33 protein-coding genes and 1 pseudogene are annotated in these 15109 nt (G+C 29.2%); all 34 read left to right on the forward strand.

Annotated elements, in window-relative coordinates:
• Positions 1-5: 5 nt before the first annotated feature.
• The 34 genes and pseudogenes from HMPREF0216_RS17945 to HMPREF0216_RS13020 all read left to right on the forward strand — a co-directional run bounded on the left by HMPREF0216_RS17945 (position 6) and on the right by HMPREF0216_RS13020 (position 14931).
• Positions 6-128 carry a hypothetical protein gene (locus tag HMPREF0216_RS17945; protein ID WP_005214978.1) on the forward strand — a complete coding sequence of 41 codons (123 nt, stop codon included), beginning with the start codon at positions 6-8 and terminating at the stop codon, positions 126-128.
• Complete coding sequence (locus HMPREF0216_RS12875; RefSeq protein ID WP_005214980.1) at positions 118-1179, forward strand: YqaJ viral recombinase family nuclease; 1062 nt, start codon at positions 118-120, stop codon at positions 1177-1179. The genes HMPREF0216_RS17945 and HMPREF0216_RS12875 overlap by 11 nt, the downstream gene beginning before the upstream one ends.
• 11 nt (positions 1180-1190) lie before the next feature.
• Positions 1191-1541: a hypothetical protein gene (locus HMPREF0216_RS12880; protein WP_005214982.1), complete on the forward strand. Its 351-nt coding sequence runs from the start codon at positions 1191-1193 to the stop codon at positions 1539-1541.
• Positions 1542-2429 (forward strand): recombinase RecT, encoded by an 888-nt coding sequence (locus tag HMPREF0216_RS12885; protein WP_005214984.1) that lies wholly within the window; start codon positions 1542-1544, stop codon positions 2427-2429. It abuts the gene before it with no gap.
• A gap of 41 nt (positions 2430-2470) precedes the next feature.
• Complete coding sequence (locus HMPREF0216_RS16480; protein ID WP_005214985.1) at positions 2471-3310, forward strand: DnaD domain-containing protein; 840 nt, start codon at positions 2471-2473, stop codon at positions 3308-3310.
• Positions 3243-4079, forward strand: coding sequence for an ATP-binding protein (locus HMPREF0216_RS12895; protein WP_040419916.1), 837 nt, complete (start codon positions 3243-3245; stop codon positions 4077-4079). Before HMPREF0216_RS16480 ends, HMPREF0216_RS12895 begins: the two co-directional genes overlap by 68 nt.
• Before the next feature lie 38 nt (positions 4080-4117).
• A complete protein-coding gene (locus HMPREF0216_RS12900; RefSeq protein ID WP_005214988.1) occupies positions 4118-4303 on the forward strand; it encodes a hypothetical protein in 186 nt (61 codons plus the stop codon).
• Positions 4304-4359: 56 nt separating this feature from the next.
• Positions 4360-4578: a hypothetical protein gene (locus tag HMPREF0216_RS12905; protein WP_005214993.1), complete on the forward strand. Its 219-nt coding sequence runs from the start codon at positions 4360-4362 to the stop codon at positions 4576-4578.
• A 31-nt stretch (positions 4579-4609) separates the two neighbouring features.
• Complete coding sequence (locus HMPREF0216_RS12910; RefSeq protein WP_040419918.1) at positions 4610-4930, forward strand: Spo0E family sporulation regulatory protein-aspartic acid phosphatase; 321 nt, start codon at positions 4610-4612, stop codon at positions 4928-4930.
• 17 nt (positions 4931-4947) lie between these two features.
• Complete coding sequence (locus HMPREF0216_RS12915; protein WP_005214995.1) at positions 4948-5241, forward strand: MazG nucleotide pyrophosphohydrolase domain-containing protein; 294 nt, start codon at positions 4948-4950, stop codon at positions 5239-5241.
• Between the two features lie 5 nt (positions 5242-5246).
• Positions 5247-5432 carry a hypothetical protein gene (locus HMPREF0216_RS12920; protein ID WP_005214996.1) on the forward strand — a complete coding sequence of 62 codons (186 nt, stop codon included), beginning with the start codon at positions 5247-5249 and terminating at the stop codon, positions 5430-5432.
• 19 nt (positions 5433-5451) lie between these two features.
• A complete protein-coding gene (locus tag HMPREF0216_RS17950; protein WP_267955967.1) occupies positions 5452-5583 on the forward strand; it encodes a hypothetical protein in 132 nt (43 codons plus the stop codon).
• Positions 5584-5586: 3 nt separating this feature from the next.
• Positions 5587-5847, forward strand: coding sequence for an AbrB/MazE/SpoVT family DNA-binding domain-containing protein (locus tag HMPREF0216_RS12925; protein ID WP_005214998.1), 261 nt, complete (start codon positions 5587-5589; stop codon positions 5845-5847).
• An 87-nt stretch (positions 5848-5934) separates the two neighbouring features.
• Positions 5935-6711: pseudogene (locus HMPREF0216_RS12930) on the forward strand (ORF6C domain-containing protein).
• Between the two features lie 9 nt (positions 6712-6720).
• Positions 6721-7152: a RusA family crossover junction endodeoxyribonuclease gene (locus HMPREF0216_RS12935; RefSeq protein ID WP_005215000.1), complete on the forward strand. Its 432-nt coding sequence runs from the start codon at positions 6721-6723 to the stop codon at positions 7150-7152.
• Complete coding sequence (locus HMPREF0216_RS12940) at positions 7139-7387, forward strand: hypothetical protein (protein ID WP_005215002.1); 249 nt, start codon at positions 7139-7141, stop codon at positions 7385-7387. The genes HMPREF0216_RS12935 and HMPREF0216_RS12940 overlap by 14 nt, the downstream gene beginning before the upstream one ends.
• A 1-nt stretch (position 7388) precedes the next feature.
• Positions 7389-7577, forward strand: a complete 189-nt coding sequence (locus tag HMPREF0216_RS12945; RefSeq protein ID WP_005215005.1) for a hypothetical protein — start codon at positions 7389-7391, stop codon at positions 7575-7577.
• A complete protein-coding gene (locus tag HMPREF0216_RS12950; RefSeq protein ID WP_040419922.1) occupies positions 7577-8632 on the forward strand; it encodes a hypothetical protein in 1056 nt (351 codons plus the stop codon). The genes HMPREF0216_RS12945 and HMPREF0216_RS12950 overlap by 1 nt, the downstream gene beginning before the upstream one ends.
• 1 nt (position 8633) lies before the next feature.
• Positions 8634-8978 (forward strand): hypothetical protein, encoded by a 345-nt coding sequence (locus HMPREF0216_RS12955; RefSeq protein ID WP_005215016.1) that lies wholly within the window; start codon positions 8634-8636, stop codon positions 8976-8978.
• Between the two features lie 16 nt (positions 8979-8994).
• Entirely contained in the window at positions 8995-9267 is a 273-nt protein-coding gene (locus HMPREF0216_RS12960; RefSeq protein WP_005215029.1) for a nucleotide modification associated domain-containing protein, read from the forward strand.
• A 43-nt stretch (positions 9268-9310) separates the two neighbouring features.
• Positions 9311-9697, forward strand: a complete 387-nt coding sequence (locus tag HMPREF0216_RS16485) for a YopX family protein (RefSeq protein WP_005215030.1) — start codon at positions 9311-9313, stop codon at positions 9695-9697.
• A 46-nt stretch (positions 9698-9743) separates the two neighbouring features.
• Positions 9744-10073 carry a hypothetical protein gene (locus tag HMPREF0216_RS12970; RefSeq protein WP_005215032.1) on the forward strand — a complete coding sequence of 110 codons (330 nt, stop codon included), beginning with the start codon at positions 9744-9746 and terminating at the stop codon, positions 10071-10073.
• A gap of 42 nt (positions 10074-10115) precedes the next feature.
• On the forward strand, positions 10116-10304 hold the full coding sequence (locus HMPREF0216_RS12975; protein ID WP_005215034.1) for a hypothetical protein: 189 nt from the start codon (positions 10116-10118) through the stop codon (positions 10302-10304).
• A 136-nt stretch (positions 10305-10440) separates the two neighbouring features.
• Entirely contained in the window at positions 10441-10728 is a 288-nt protein-coding gene (locus tag HMPREF0216_RS12980) for a hypothetical protein (RefSeq protein ID WP_005215035.1), read from the forward strand.
• Positions 10712-10891, forward strand: coding sequence for a hypothetical protein (locus HMPREF0216_RS12985; protein ID WP_005215037.1), 180 nt, complete (start codon positions 10712-10714; stop codon positions 10889-10891). Before HMPREF0216_RS12980 ends, HMPREF0216_RS12985 begins: the two co-directional genes overlap by 17 nt.
• A gap of 16 nt (positions 10892-10907) precedes the next feature.
• Positions 10908-11138, forward strand: coding sequence for a hypothetical protein (locus HMPREF0216_RS12990; protein ID WP_005215039.1), 231 nt, complete (start codon positions 10908-10910; stop codon positions 11136-11138).
• Entirely contained in the window at positions 11139-11345 is a 207-nt protein-coding gene (locus HMPREF0216_RS12995; protein ID WP_005215041.1) for a hypothetical protein, read from the forward strand.
• A gap of 99 nt (positions 11346-11444) precedes the next feature.
• Positions 11445-11594 carry a hypothetical protein gene (locus HMPREF0216_RS17185; protein ID WP_005215044.1) on the forward strand — a complete coding sequence of 50 codons (150 nt, stop codon included), beginning with the start codon at positions 11445-11447 and terminating at the stop codon, positions 11592-11594.
• Complete coding sequence (locus HMPREF0216_RS13000; RefSeq protein ID WP_005215046.1) at positions 11587-12015, forward strand: single-stranded DNA-binding protein; 429 nt, start codon at positions 11587-11589, stop codon at positions 12013-12015. The genes HMPREF0216_RS17185 and HMPREF0216_RS13000 overlap by 8 nt, the downstream gene beginning before the upstream one ends.
• A complete protein-coding gene (locus tag HMPREF0216_RS13005) occupies positions 12015-12215 on the forward strand; it encodes a hypothetical protein (RefSeq protein WP_005215048.1) in 201 nt (66 codons plus the stop codon). The genes HMPREF0216_RS13000 and HMPREF0216_RS13005 overlap by 1 nt, the downstream gene beginning before the upstream one ends.
• A 35-nt stretch (positions 12216-12250) precedes the next feature.
• Positions 12251-13282, forward strand: coding sequence for a nucleoid-associated protein (locus HMPREF0216_RS13010; protein WP_005215050.1), 1032 nt, complete (start codon positions 12251-12253; stop codon positions 13280-13282).
• A gap of 12 nt (positions 13283-13294) precedes the next feature.
• Entirely contained in the window at positions 13295-13822 is a 528-nt protein-coding gene (locus HMPREF0216_RS13015; RefSeq protein ID WP_005215052.1) for a hypothetical protein, read from the forward strand.
• Positions 13823-13852: 30 nt separating this feature from the next.
• Complete coding sequence (locus tag HMPREF0216_RS17190; protein ID WP_005215054.1) at positions 13853-14005, forward strand: hypothetical protein; 153 nt, start codon at positions 13853-13855, stop codon at positions 14003-14005.
• Between the two features lie 359 nt (positions 14006-14364).
• Positions 14365-14931: a cysteine hydrolase family protein gene (locus tag HMPREF0216_RS13020; protein ID WP_005215056.1), complete on the forward strand. Its 567-nt coding sequence runs from the start codon at positions 14365-14367 to the stop codon at positions 14929-14931.
• The last annotated feature ends 178 nt before the right edge of the window (positions 14932-15109 follow it).

Here is a 15109-nt window from a genome sequence, read left to right on the forward strand (position 1 = left end):
ATGTTATGAGTAAGAGATTATCATTGGTTGGAAATCGATTTGGTAAATTAGTTGTTATTTACCTAGGGTGGAGCATTGAAAAGGCATTAACAGCAAAAGTAAGAAAGGGGAAAGTAAATGAAATTTGATATTAAAGACATAGAGGATAAAGAATTATTTAGTTCTACAGCAACAGTAGTATTTGATACAAGAACTGATAGTGATGATAGAACAGAATGGCATAACCAAAGGTCAAAAACTATTGGTGGTAGTGAAATAGCTAAGATAGCAGGATTAAGTAAATATGGATCACCTTTAACTGTGTTCAATGAAAAGTTAGGTTTAGTTGAAAGATTTAAAGGCAATATTCACACTAAGTTTGGTACTAGGATGGAAGATGTAATTAAGGAATTTTTCATAGATGATTTTAAAGAAACTACAGGTATAGAAGTAGAAGTTTGTAATTATCCATTTATGATGATAGATAAAGAATTACCTTTCTTATCAGCTAATATTGATGGATTAGCAAAATTTAATGAGGATTATATCTATTGGGAAAATAGAAATACAGCTGAAATTAAGTTTATTCCAAAGGATGAATTGATAGGAATTGAAATTAAAACTGCAGGCGAGTTTTCCAAAAACAATTGGAATGATGATGAAATACCAGATGAATACCTTTGTCAAATATATCATTATATGGCTATAACAAATCTTAATTATTTTCTAATTATATACCTTATAGGAAAAGAAGTTAAGTGGAAAGTGATACCTAGAAATGAAGATGATATTAAAGCTTTAAGAGAGATAGGAAAAGATTTTTGGGAGAATCATATAATACCTAAAGTTCCACCTTGTCCAGTAGGAGTGAAAAAAGAAACTGATCAAATACTTGAAAATCAAATACTTGAAGATGGAGCAGAAGTTGACATAACTGATAACAAGTTAACCCAATACAATGAAGTATCTGAAAAGATTAAGGAATTAGAGAAGGAAAAGGAAAGACTTAAACAAGAAATTTTCTTAGAATTAGGAAATAGTAAAAAAGGAACTGATGGTAATTACAAACTAAGTAGATATGTAGTTACCAGAGATAAGTTAGATAATAAGATACTTAAGGAGAAGTATCCACAAACGTATGAAGCAGTACTTAAAGGAACTACTGAATATGTAAATATGAGAATAAGTAAGTGTAAATAGGGAGATTGAAAATGGATAAGAAGATAGAAGTTCAACATAATATGTTTTTAGTTGTTTATCCTGAAGAATATTATGAATACTTTGGGATAGAGCCAATATTAATAAGAAAAGTTGATATTGAAAAAGTATATAAAATTAATCAAAGAGAAGATAGTAATGAAAGAAACCCTCTATATGGAATTGCAATTAAGATGAAAAATGATGCAGAACATGTAGAATGGTATGAAGATTATAGACCTGAATTAATTGAAGCTGGATATATAGCAGAGAAAATAAGAGATGAAAGATTTAAAAATATATTAACACAATTATCAGAAGATACTGATTCGAGTATATATAAAGATAATAAGGAGGAAATATAAATGGCAAATGTAAATGGAGGATTAGTTGCAAATAAGAAAGCAGAAACTAAGGAATTAACACCTCAAAAGCAGATGGCTGGAATGTTAAAACAAATGCTACCTGAAATTAAAAAGGCAGTTGGAAATACAATGACACCCGAAAGATTTTCAAGAATAGCATTGAGTTTATTTAATGGAAATCCACAATTTTGGGAAGCATCACCTACAAGTTTCTTAAGTGCATTAATGCAAAGTGCTCAATGTGGATTAGAACCAAATACAGTACTTGGTGAAGCATATGTTATACCATATAAAAATAATAAGCAAGGAATTACAGAAGTTAATTTTCAAGTTGGATATAAAGGTATCTTAAAAATGGCCTTTAATACTGGAGAATATGAAGCTATATATGCTCATGAAGTAAGAAAAGGTGATGAGTTTAGTTATGAATATGGACTTCATAAGAATTTAATTCATAAGCCTGCTGATGTACCTAGTGAAGAAATAACTCATTATTATGCAGTATATAAACTTAAAAGTGGTGGATTTGATTTTGTTGTATGGTCCAAAGAAAGAGTTGAACAACATGCTAAAGAGTTTAGTAAAAACTATATGTATCAAGGAAAAGTAAATAAGAATTCGGTTTGGGCAAAGAATTTTGATAGCATGGCTAAGAAAACAGTATTAATTGATGTTCTTAAGTTTGCACCAAAGAGTGTAGAGATGGCTAAAGCATTAGATCTTGATTATAAAGCAGAGGCAAAAGAAGAAAAGGTAAGCAACTTTAATTATGTAGATGTTGATGCAGCACCTATTCATAATGATGAACCAGTAGTAGATGCAAATTATATAGTAGATGAATCTAAAGTTAATCAAGAAGATATGTTTGCAGATACACCATTTAATTAAAGCTTGGAGCTTAGGCTCCTTGCTAGATAGGAGGAAGATAAATGCCATTCAGATTAGTATACACAGAGTTTTGGCAAGATCCTAAGGTAATGGAGGAAATGACACCAGAAGATAAATATTTTTATTTATACTTATTAACTAATCCATGTACCAATATGATAGGAGTTTATAGGATAGTAAAAAAACAAATGGCTTTTGATTTAGGATATAGCATTGAATCTATAAATAGTTTAATGGATAGATTTATAAATTATCATAAATTAATTAAATATAATGAGAACACAAAGGAATTATGTATTGTCCATTATGGCAAGTACAATTTAAATCGAGGAGGCAAGCCAATGCTTGACTGTATAAAGAAAGACTTGTCCAAAATTAATGATATTAGTTTAATTGAAGAAATAGTTGTCCATATTAAACATCCAGCTATTAAGAGCTTTATAGAAGATTACTTGTCCAAATTAAATAACGATACGTCGGACGATACGTCAACGACTAGTGAACGAGAGGCGGACAAAACCATAAACCATAATCCAAAAACCATAAACCATAATCCTAAATCCAAAACAACAACTACTATAGATAATAGTAGTAGTCTTAAAGGAAATTTAGATGTATTCAAACATTTTGAAAAATGTGGATTTATGGTAACTGCAATGTTAATGGAGCAAATTGCAAGCGATATAGAAGTTTATAACAAACAATGGCTAATGGATGCAGCAACTGAAGCAATGAACAGAGGAAAAATTAATAATTACAAATATGTCCTAGGAATATTACAAAACTGGACTTCAAATGGAAGGAAGGATATGAATGAGAATACCAGTAACAATAACCAAGACCTTGGAGCAGAACTTAGAGAGCAAGGAATTGGACTGTAGACAACCTATAGAAACTTGTTCTAATTGTGGAGAGCCAATACAAAAGGATATTGAAATACTTAATAAGATAAGACGAGTTCCTATAGTATGCAGTTGTAAAAAGGCTGAATTAGAGAAAAAGGCTATTGAAGATGAAAATAAGGAAAAGCAATTAAGACTCGATACTATATTTAAAAACTCATTAATGGATGAAAAGTTTAAAAGATGTACATTTGAAACTTGGGATCATAGCAGAGGTTCAGAAAAAGTTTTTAATATTTGCATTGGATATGCTAAGAATTTTAAGAGTGCTAAAGAAGATAATTTAGGATTAATGCTTTATGGAGAGCCAGGTAATGGGAAAACTCATGCGGTATCATGTATAGCTAATTATTTAATGCTAAGAGGAATACCAACGATTTGTGTAAGTATTAATAAAATGCTTGAAAGAATAAAGGAGACATATTCTTCTTATGGTAAAGAAGGAGAAGAAACTGTACTAAAGAGCTTATCTAATGCCGATTTATTAATAATTGATGATTTAGGAACAGAACAAAAAAATGAGTGGAGTGCAGCTAAGATATACAACATTATGGATAGCAGATATAGGAATGGACTACCAACAATTATTACAACGAATATTAACCTTAAGGATTTAAAGGATATGTATCAAAAGAGGACTTATGACAGATTAATGGAGATGTGCACTCCTGTAATGAATGATGGTAAGAGCATTAGAGTTCAAAAGAGTAAAGAAAAAACTGAATTACTTAAGAAGTTGATAGGATAGTTTTGAAATTATTGCAAAATAGTTAGGAGAGAGTAGTTATGATTAAAGAGAGCTTAGATAAAAGAATTTGCGATTGTGAAAATGCTTCAAATACACAAACATATAGGGAGTTTATAAGGCAAAGTGAGGAAGAATTTGAAATAGAATATTCAAATTTGGATTTAATGTCAGAAGAAGAATTGGAAAATTATCTTCATTTTATGGACGAATTATGGAATAAGTAGCGAATAATTCATTTAAGGTAATTTGATTATATTACGAAGTAAGAAAGGAGAATTTTATGGATATAATGTTAGCAACAACAGTTTATGATGAAGAACTTAAAAGTTGGATTGTATATGTAGATTCAGAAGGAGAATTATTGCCAGTAGGTACAACTATTAATGAGGATTTAGGGCTTTTTGAATATTGTAAATTTAACACAAAGGAAGAAGCGATAGATTGGATAAATTCAAAACCTAATCAAATGAAATATGATAAAGAGTTGATAGTTGAGTAATTCACAATTCAAAAAAAAGGGGGATGTAAAAGTGAATAGAGATAAGATGTATTATTGCATTGATAATTTAGGATTAAATGCAAAAGAAACAATTGAAGCAAGTGAAGAACTAGATAAAGAGGTTTTAAAAGAAATACTTAAGGATCCAGTAGTTGAAAATATATATCTTAAGCAAGTAGTTAAAGCTAAAGAGTATAGAATAGCAAAGTTGGAAGAGATAATAAGGAACTTAAGAAGAAATAGAAGAGTTAATGATTTAGCAGAATTAGCAGCAATGTTAAATGAAACAGGAATGCCTGCGAAAGAAAGTGTTAAATTGTCAGTTTATATAGGGCAAGTCAAGGGAATTTAGTTATGAAGTTAAGGTTAATGATACTTGATAGGAATATAAAGACATCTGAGAGTAACGATAACGACTCATGGGAGAAGATTTCTAACAAACTTGAAGAAGAATACCTGGAGGTACAGGAAGCGATTAGAGAGGCAGATAGAGCGCATATAGCGGAAGAGATTTTTGATTTGCTTCAAGTATCTATTAGAGCATTGGTTTTATTAACTAAAGAGAAGTTTAATATAGAGCAACTTAATGTGAGACATAATAAAAAACTAGTAAACAGAGGATGGAAAGAAAAAAAGATTATTAATATTTTCATTAAGGAGTGATTAGTATGTCAAGATTAGAAGAGGTTAGAAATTTAGCAGAAGGATTAGTTGAAATTCAGGTAGATTTTATTGATAAGGACAATGGTAAAAAGCAAGGATTAATATTTTACACTTTTGAGAACTTCGGTAAATGGTATGCAGATAGCTATGATACAGTTAAAGTTTTAGATGTTATTCAAAGTGAAGAATAAATCTTTGGAGGAATTTGAAATGAGAGTAGTAGAAGTAATACCTTTTAAAAACTTCAAAGAGAAAATTAAGTTAGTAAAAGAACTTAAATTAAGAAAAGGAAGAATTTCAGTATTTGAAAATTATATAGTAAGTGAATATATGGAGGGATAATAAATGAAATCAACAGGAGTTGTAAGACCAATAGATCAGTTAGGAAGAATAGTTATTCCAATAGAATTAAGAAGGAATTTAAATCTTAAAGAATTAGATCCTAAAACCGGTAAAGGGGACAAGTTAGAAATATTTATTGAAGGTGAAAATATAAGACTTAGCAAGTATAAACAAGGATGTATCTTTTGTAGAGAAATTAACGACTTAAAAGAATATATGGGAGATAAAATTTGCAGCAAATGTGCAAGTAATATAAGTAAATAGAATAGGGGGAGAATGGACAGTTAATGCAGCATGGTTTTAAGTGTTCATTCTCATATGAAACTCAATTTCATAAAAGGAGAGGTAGAAATGGAAAGTAAAATTGAAAAGCATAGAAGAAAAGAAGGAGTTCAATTATTTGTTAATAAAGAATTAGAGCTTGAAGTAAGAGCAGTAGAGATTAATGGAGAAGGTTGGTTAGTTGGTAAGGATGTAGCAGAAGTTTTAAGATATTCAAATCCAAGTGATGCATTAAAAACTCATGTAGATGAAGAGGATAAAAAGCAAATAGCGTATCACGATTTGCAAACATTAGGCTTAAATGATTTTGGAACTAAAGGTGGATGGTTAATAAACGAAAGTGGATTTTATTCATTAATACTTAGAAGTGATATGCCAAATGCTAAAAAGTTTAAAAGATGGGTAACATCAGAGGTATTACCATCTATAAGAAAAACAGGAGCATATCAAAATAAACCAATGTCACCGATGGAATTGCTACAACTTCAATATGATGTATTAAAAGAACATGATAAAAGATTCGAAGAGGTAGATGAAAAGATTGAGGTTCTAAGTAATAGTATGACAATTGATTACGGTCAACAGGAAGTAATTAATAGAATTGCTAAGGAAAGAATGGTACAAGTTTTAGGCGGAAAAGATACTCCAGCATATAGAGAACTTAGTAAGAAAGTGTTCTCTAACCTTTGGAAGAGGTAGAAGCAAGTATTCCATGTATCAAGTTATAAAGATACAGCTAAGAAAGATTATGAAGATGCAATTAAGTACATTGAGAAGTGGGAGCCTAGTAAAGAACTAGGATACATGATTACTGGTGCTAATAGTCAGATTCAATTTAATAATTAGGAGGAAATAATGGAGAGATTTAGAGTAGCATTTATAGTTCCAGGTGAACCAAAAGGTAAAGGTAGACCGAGATTTAATACAAAAACAGGTAGAACTTATACACCAGGAGATACTATTAATTATGAAAATTTAGTTAAGATGCAATATCAAGCATTAGTTGGTGACAAGTATACAGAAAAAGAAGTTGAAGCAAGAATTACATGCTACTACGGAATACCTAAAAGCATGAGTAAATCTAATAGAGAAAAGGTTTATCATGGAAAGTTAAGACCAACTAAAAAACCTGACCTAGATAACATTGCTAAGATTGTTTTAGATAGTTTAAATGGATTAGCTTATAAAGATGATAGTCAGATAGTTAAGTTACAAATAGAAAAATATTATGCAGAGAGACCTTTGGTGAAGGTTGAGTTATATGAGGTAGAACATGGAGAAGATTAAGTTAAAAGATATAGTAGGCGTAAGAGTTAGAATAGGAAAACTTAATTCATTAGGACAAGTAGTGAGTTATAGAAGAGGAATAATAGAATATGCAACAGATCATTTAATTGGTGTTAAGTATGATGAGACATGTTATAAAGAAAGTTTTAATAGAGGAGCTATTTTAGAAGAATCTAATAAAAGAGTTGAAATAAGATATGGAAGTGATTGGATTAAATTAAAAGGGGTGATATAAGTTGGGAAAAGCTTGGGAAGATATGAGCAATAAGGAAAGGGCCGAACAAACTATAAGAGATATCAAAAGGAGACAAGCTATTAGAAAGAAAGCTGCATATGATGTTAAAGCATTAAAGATTGAGAGCGTAATAAAGAGTTCAGCTAAAAGAAGAAGTGTTAAAAATAGAGGATGCAGGAGTTTGAATTAATGAATAGGAAACAAAGAAGGCAACTAGAAAGAGAACAGAGTAAAGAAGCAGCTCAATTCAATTCTCAATCTAAATGGCTAGATAATTTGCTTCCTTGGCAAAAAGCAGTTATAGATACAATGATAAGAGAAGTAAAAGTAGATGCAGAAATAGAGTGTATTGAAGCAGTGGACAAGATATTAACAGGTGTTCTAATTGAAAGAACTGATATGAGTTGGAAGGAAACATTTGATTTCAATACAGCTTTTGGAAAGTATTATGCAGAATATAGATTTGTTACAAGTAAAATTGGGAAGGAGAAAAGATTAAAAATGTTACAAGAATTAGAAAAAGAAGTTATATCAAAGGTGGAAAGTTTAATTATTGAAGGAAAGAGTAGAGGACAGATAGTTAAAAATTTGATGTCTGATTACAAAGAAAAAGTAGGGTTAACAACACCAGAAGCTAACAATGTTTATAAGAGAACTTATGAAAAATACAAGTTATATATTAAGGAGATTGAAACAGAGGTTATAAAAAGCATTATAGGGCATTTAGAAAACAATCAAAAATCAGAAGGAATTATAAATTTAATCAAAATTGAATATCCCAAAATATCTGAAAATGATATAAGGGGTATGTATATAATTGCTAAAGAAGAATTTATGAAACCTAAGTATGAGGATTATTCAAACGTTCCTTATGTTGGCAATGATAATGTTAAAAAACAGGGGCGTAAAGCAAAGAAAGATACAAGTGAAATAGTTAGTAATAAGAGTGAGGAAAAAGCCGATAATGAGGCTATAAACGTTGAATACAACGATATAAAAGAAGAGGTTAAAGAGGAAAAGAAAGATATGGGTAATTTAAAGGTTGTTAAAGAAATTGTAAAAGTAGTTAGTAGAGAATTAGAAGGAGAATTTGGAAAATATATTGCAGATGAAAATGGAGTTACAAGAGAAGGTTTGAATTTTAAGGATTTAGCAGCAGTAGAGGAATATAAAAAACGAGAAATTGAAAGATTTGAAAGAGAAATAGCTGAATTAGAAGCAGTCTTTACTTTCAGGGAAAATTAATATGGATATAGCAGAGAAGTTAGAATTGTTGGAGAAGTCTAAGAAAACTTTAGACTCTCTAACTATAGAGTTAAGGAAGCGTGGATATGCATTAGCAGTAGCTGAAAGAGATTATAGAAAAGCATTAGCAATAAAAGAAGTTGAGTTAAGAGGTAAAGGGAATAGTTATCCAGCTAACCTAGTGTACGACATAGCACGTGGACAGTTATCAGATTTACGTTATAAGAGAGACATAGCAGAAATAGAAGTAGATATTTGCAGAGACAGATTAAGAAATGAAAGAGCAGGAATTGAAGCACTTAGGTCAATGCTAGCTTTCGACCGAGCAAATTATTTAAATAGTTAGGAGGAAAAAGAAAATAATGAGCATTAAGGAAATAGCTATAGAAGTAGCAGAATTAGTAGAAAAGAAGAATAGAGATTATGGAAACAGTTTTGATAAAACATTAGAGGAATATGGAGATACGGCTTATTTCTTAAGAATAGAGGACAAGTTAAGTAGATTAAAGAGTTTAAGCAAGAAAGATGCTCCAGAAATTGATGAAAGCGTTGAGGACACGCTTAAGGACATTATAGGGTATACATTATTAATGATTAATAATAAAAGAAGTAAAGGCAAAGTTGTAATTTTTTAAATAACAATTTGAAATTATTGTTCATTAAATAAGGAGGAGAAAAATGAGAGAAATTAAATTTAGAGCATATGCAGTAGAAAGTTTAATTGATAGCCAATGGATTGAAAATGGATATGGAGTAACTAAAATTAAATATACTGATGGAACAAGCTCAGTTCATATATTAACATCATACGGAGATTATCAAGTTGTAGAAGAGTCTGTAGGTCAGTATACTGGTTTAAAAGATAGGAACAAAAGAGAGATTTATGAAGGTGATATAGTCCAATTTACAGATAATTATAATACTGATATTCCACCACATATTGGTGTAGTTAAATTTAATAACGCAAGCTTTTATATTACTGATGGTGCATATAGTTGTTATAGATGGATAGATATAAATGTTGAGATTATAGGTAATATATATGAAAATCCAGAGTTAATATAATGAACAATTCAAAAATATTGTTCGTTAAAATTGAAGGAGGGATATTATGTTTTGGGATGAAGAATACATTTATGAAAAAATAGAAGACTTAAAAGGTATGATTGAAAATAATACCTTTGATAAAACTAAGTGTAATAATTTCATATCATATGATGAGTTAGAGGATGAATATTCTCATAATGAAATAGGCTATGCACAAGAAATGTTTATTCAAAAAGCAAGAGAATACTTATCAAGATACCCTAAACAATATGCAATTTGGTGCGATTGGTGTGTTCATGTAGCAACAGTTGATTTATATAGGGATATAATGTGGGGAAAAGGTAATTATCAAGAGAATTATATAAAGATAAGAGAAAATAGAGATATTGTTTAGTTCGTAATTCAAATATATTAAGAAATAGAAGGAGAGGTAAATATGAAAGAAGAAAATATAAAAGTTAATTATGAAACTATAGGAGTTATGGAGCAAAGAAACTTAATTGAAGCTACAAGAAATTTAGGTAAAGCAATGACTAAGGAAGAGTATTTTTCTATAATGCTTGTTTACCAAAGAGTTATAGATAGACTTGTAGGCGAAGCAGAAAAGCAAGGAATAGAGATATAATCTATTACACAATTCAAAAAAATTGTGATGTAAAACAATAGATAAAAACTAAAAGAACAAAAGATAAACTTTACATAATGTTGAGTTATGTGAATAAAATTTTCAAAATAGGGCATTTTTGGAGGAGATGAATTTTATGGTTAATAATACTCTAGAAAATAAAGGTGTCACTAAAGAATGTGCTAAATATTGCATGCAAAGTATAGTAAGGCTTTTAAATGGAGATATTAAGAAGTTTGAAGAATATGCAACTAAAGCATTGGAGATAAACAGAGAAATAGAAGAGAAAGTTAGTTGGACAAGCTGTTCTTTTAAAGTAAATGGGAAGAAAGTAGAAGCAAAGATTAACATGAAAACACAAGAGATAAGAGATTTAGAAGGTAATCTTTTAAGAGAAGGTGTTATTGTTGGGGATAGTAATTAATTTAATAGTTATAGCATCTGCAACTATTGTAATTTTAATTATATCGGCTATTGTAGTTGGTTCTAAATATGAAAAAGAGTTTATGACTAGCTGGGAAAAATGTAACGGAAATTGCAGGAGCTGTAAAGATGCAGGTCAATGTATGAATAGACCTTATAAGTAAAAGGAGGGTAGAATTTATGAAATGTTCTCATGAAAGATTGAGTAAAACAATTAATAGTGAAGTTTTATTTTGTAATGATTGTGGAGAAATTATTGACTTTCAAAGTGAAATATTAAAGGGTAAAAATGAAAAGTTAGTTAGTGAAAATAATGAATTAAAAGCATGGATAAGGGAAGTTGAATTAAAAAATGATGCACTAGAAAAAGAAAATGATATCCTTAGAAAATGCTTAAAAGAGGTTTTATAGATGAAGATATTTCAAATTGAAGCTAATTTAAATGTTAGACATTTATATGTTGTTGAAGCCGAAACAAAAGAAGAAGCTAAATCTTTCATTGAAGAAAAAGAAAGATGTAAAGGCGAATGGAAAGATAGAGCTCATGTTAAAGATAAGGTTTGGTTAGGAAATATATCAAACCAAGCGATAGAAATAAAAGAGATTTGGGAGGAATAGACATGGAAACAAATTATGAATGGATACCAGTTACTAGAGAGGAAGTTATGAATAATAATCCTTATACACCAATAGTTGAAAAAGGAATAGAAGAGATTGATGATTAAGAAAAGTATTATAGGACAGTTGAAAGATGGAACTAGATATAACATAAGAGGAAATGAACTAATTATAAACAATAGAGTATGGTTCAAGGGAACTAAAGAAGAGATAGAAAAATATATGGAGGAGAGATTGAACAATGAATAAAGTAGTGATTATAGGGAGACTTACAAAAGATCCAGAGCTTAAATATACTCCAGGAAATGGAACAGCAGTAACAACATTAACTTTAGCAGTTGATAATTACAATAGTAAGAGTGGAGAAAAGGGCGCAGATTTTATTCCGGTAGTGATATGGGGGAAGCAAGCTGAAAATACTGCTCAATATATGGTTAAAGGAAATCAGATTGCTATAAGTGGTAGAATTTCAACTAGGTCATATGATGCAAAAGATGGTAGTAAAAGATATGTAACAGAAGTAGTAGCAGATATGTTTAATGGAGTGCAGTTTTTATCTAAGAGCAATGGAACTAATAGTACAAGCAATAATACTGAAAATGATGTGTTTAATGGAATGAATTTTGCAGATGATATGACACCAGTAGATGATGGAGATATGCCATTCTAATGGATACATCAAGGAAAATACTAACTAATAAAGATACATGTTATTTTTGTATTTACTTTCAACAATTAAGTAGCAATGGAAGAAAAACTTGTAGTGGAAGATGCAAAGTAACAGGAAGAATATATTCAAGGGCTAATAAAGCATGCAAAAAGAATTTTAGAAGTAAGGACCAAATTGGACTGTTCGGTATATCCGAATAGTTCAGGTCCTGATAAAAAGAGAGGTATTAGATAATATGGAATATATAAACGATATAAACATTCAAGAAGCAGTAATTAATGTATTAGATAATAATGGAGCTGAACCAATTTTAAATGAATTTACTTTAGAATTAACGGAAGATACTTATAAATTTTTATATAAGCATATAGAAAAATGTTTAAAAGATGAAGAATTAAAAACAGCAGTATTTAATCCAGAAAGAAATATAGTTAGAGAAATAACTAAGGATTATTTAAATGGAATGGATAAAGATTTTATAGAGTTATCTAAAGAATTATCTAAGCAGTTATTTTCAATAATGAAATGTAATTGCAATATACCATCATGTGATTTCATAACAGTATCTTTGATTACAGATATAGGACCACTTATAGGGATACTTAAGATGGATTATGTTAACACTTTTACTCATCAAATAGATATTTTTGACAATAAAATAGCAGTTGGATTATTAAAACATGGTTTAACTTTACCTGGAAGCAGTCAAAAGATACAGAAAGCAGCATTTGTTAAACCTACAAGAGAAAAAGCAAAATGCGATTTATATATCTTAGATAAAATGAAGAATGTAAAAAGTGATGATGAATATGGAATTAATTACTGGACAAACTCATTCTTAAATTCTTGTATAGTCACAAATGAAAGGGATAATACTAAAGTCTTTATGAGAGCATCTGAAACTTGGATAAGAAATAACTTAATAGAAGATGCTGAAAAGGCTGAAAAGATAAGAAGAGAAATTAAAGAGAAGTTAGTAGCTGAAGATAATATAAATGTTGAAGAAGTAGCCGAAAATCTATTAGGGCCTGGACAAAAAGAAGACTATAGAATGTTTATGGCCAGAAATTGTGATGAAGAGTTTACAATAGATAAGAAGTATGTGGAAAAGAAACTTAAAAGGGTTAGATTAAAGATTGATAAGGATATAGATTTATATATTAACCAAGAAGCATATAAAGACGCATCAAAGTTTGAAATACAAAGAAATGGTGATGGAAGTATCAATATGATAATTAAGAATGTTGTAAACTACATTGAGAAATAAGGAGGAAAACTTATGGAAAATGGGAAAAGAGAGTTTAAGATTATAGAAGATAAACTTTATAATTTCTTTAATAAAGAAAAGAAGATAGCAACTTTAAACTATCGTATAGAGATATTAAAGAAGCAAATAGAAAAAATTGATCAAGAGCTTAAAGATTGTGATGTGAGCATAGAAATAGAAAGTAGTAGTCCAAGTTTTGAGGAGAGAGTTCAAAGTTCATCAGATGGTACAAGCTATGCAGAGAGAGAAGTTATAAGAATAACTGATTTAAAACTAAAGAGAAAAGCTGAGAAGGAAGTTGAAATAGAAGAGTTTTTAGCATTAATAGATAAAATAGAATTAGATAATGCTATATTAGAATATAATTTACAATTTATTAATGAAGAATGGCATAAATTATTAGAACTTAAATATAAAGATAAAAAAAGTGAGCAACAAATAGCAATTGAAATGAATATGAGTCAATCACAAGTTAATAAGATAAAACAAAAAGTTATATTTGATATTAAGAGATGGGAAGAGTGGAGAGAAAAGAGTTAATTGAAATAATTATTAAGGAGATAAATAGTAATGAGAAATTTAAAAGAATATATTAAAGACTTAGAAGTTAATGTATTAAAAGATTTGTTAGAGCAGTATAAATGGGAAACGGAGTGTAAACTTGATAGCCATTTAGAAAAGATAAATTTAATTGAAAAAGAATTGAAATTAAGACTTAACTAATTCGCAGTTCAAAAATAGGAGGTTGTTATGTGGGGAGAATTTTGTGATATATATTCACCATCAGCTGAAGAAAAAATGAAATTAATTTATTTATTAAAAGGTTAAATTCAGATATCCAAAGATTAGATTTAGATAAAGATGAATTAATTATGATAGTTGAAAATTTATATAGAGAATAATTTGAAATTATTGCGAACTAAATAATAAAATTTGATCCTTGAAAATTGAATAGTACGGTATTGTAAAAATATGTTATAATTAATTTATAATGGTATTATATTGTACAACAACTATAATATGCAAAGTATTAAATGTTGTATAATTAATATAATTTTAAGTATAAATTAGGAGGGATTAATTTGAGACCAGCATTAGTAATAATTGATATGCAAAATTGGTTTTTTAGAAGCGCAGAAAGAAGAGTAAGGTTGCCAAAACTTATTTCATCAATCAATGAACTTATAGATATTGCGAGTGAAAAAGAAATTCCAATATATCAGGTTTTAACTATACATAAAAGCGATAGGTCTACTTGGAACATTGTTATGAAGAAACATAATATTGCTGCATTACTTGAAGGTAGTAAAGAAGCAGAATTGTTACCTCAAATAAAATTTGATAATTCACAAGAAGTTCTTATAAAGACAAGACAAAGCACCTTTATAAGAACTAACTTTGAAGAAAAGTTAAGAGAACAAAATGTGGACACTCTGATTTTATGCGGAGTTTTTACTCATGGTTGCGTTGGGAGAACAGCAGTTGATGCCTATGAGAGAGATTTTAATGTAATATTGGCAAAGGATGCATCTTTTAGTCATGTGAAAAATCAAGAAGAAGCAATGTTTGAAGTCATTAAACAAGAGCAAGAACAATCCATACTAACTAATGATGAAATAAAGAAATTACTTGTAAATATAAGGTCATAATATTAATCTATTACAAACTCAAAATTAAATATAAAATAATAAAAATACCGTACTATTCAAATGAATATGCGGTATTTTTTAGTTCGCAATTCAAAAATATTAAGAAATAGAAGGAGAGGTAAAGATGAAAGAAGAAAATATAAGAATTAATTATGAAACTATAGGAGTTATGGAGCAA

The organism is Clostridium celatum DSM 1785, assembly GCF_000320405.1.
In the GTDB taxonomy this organism is placed as follows: Bacteria; Bacillota; Clostridia; order Clostridiales; family Clostridiaceae; genus Clostridium; species Clostridium celatum.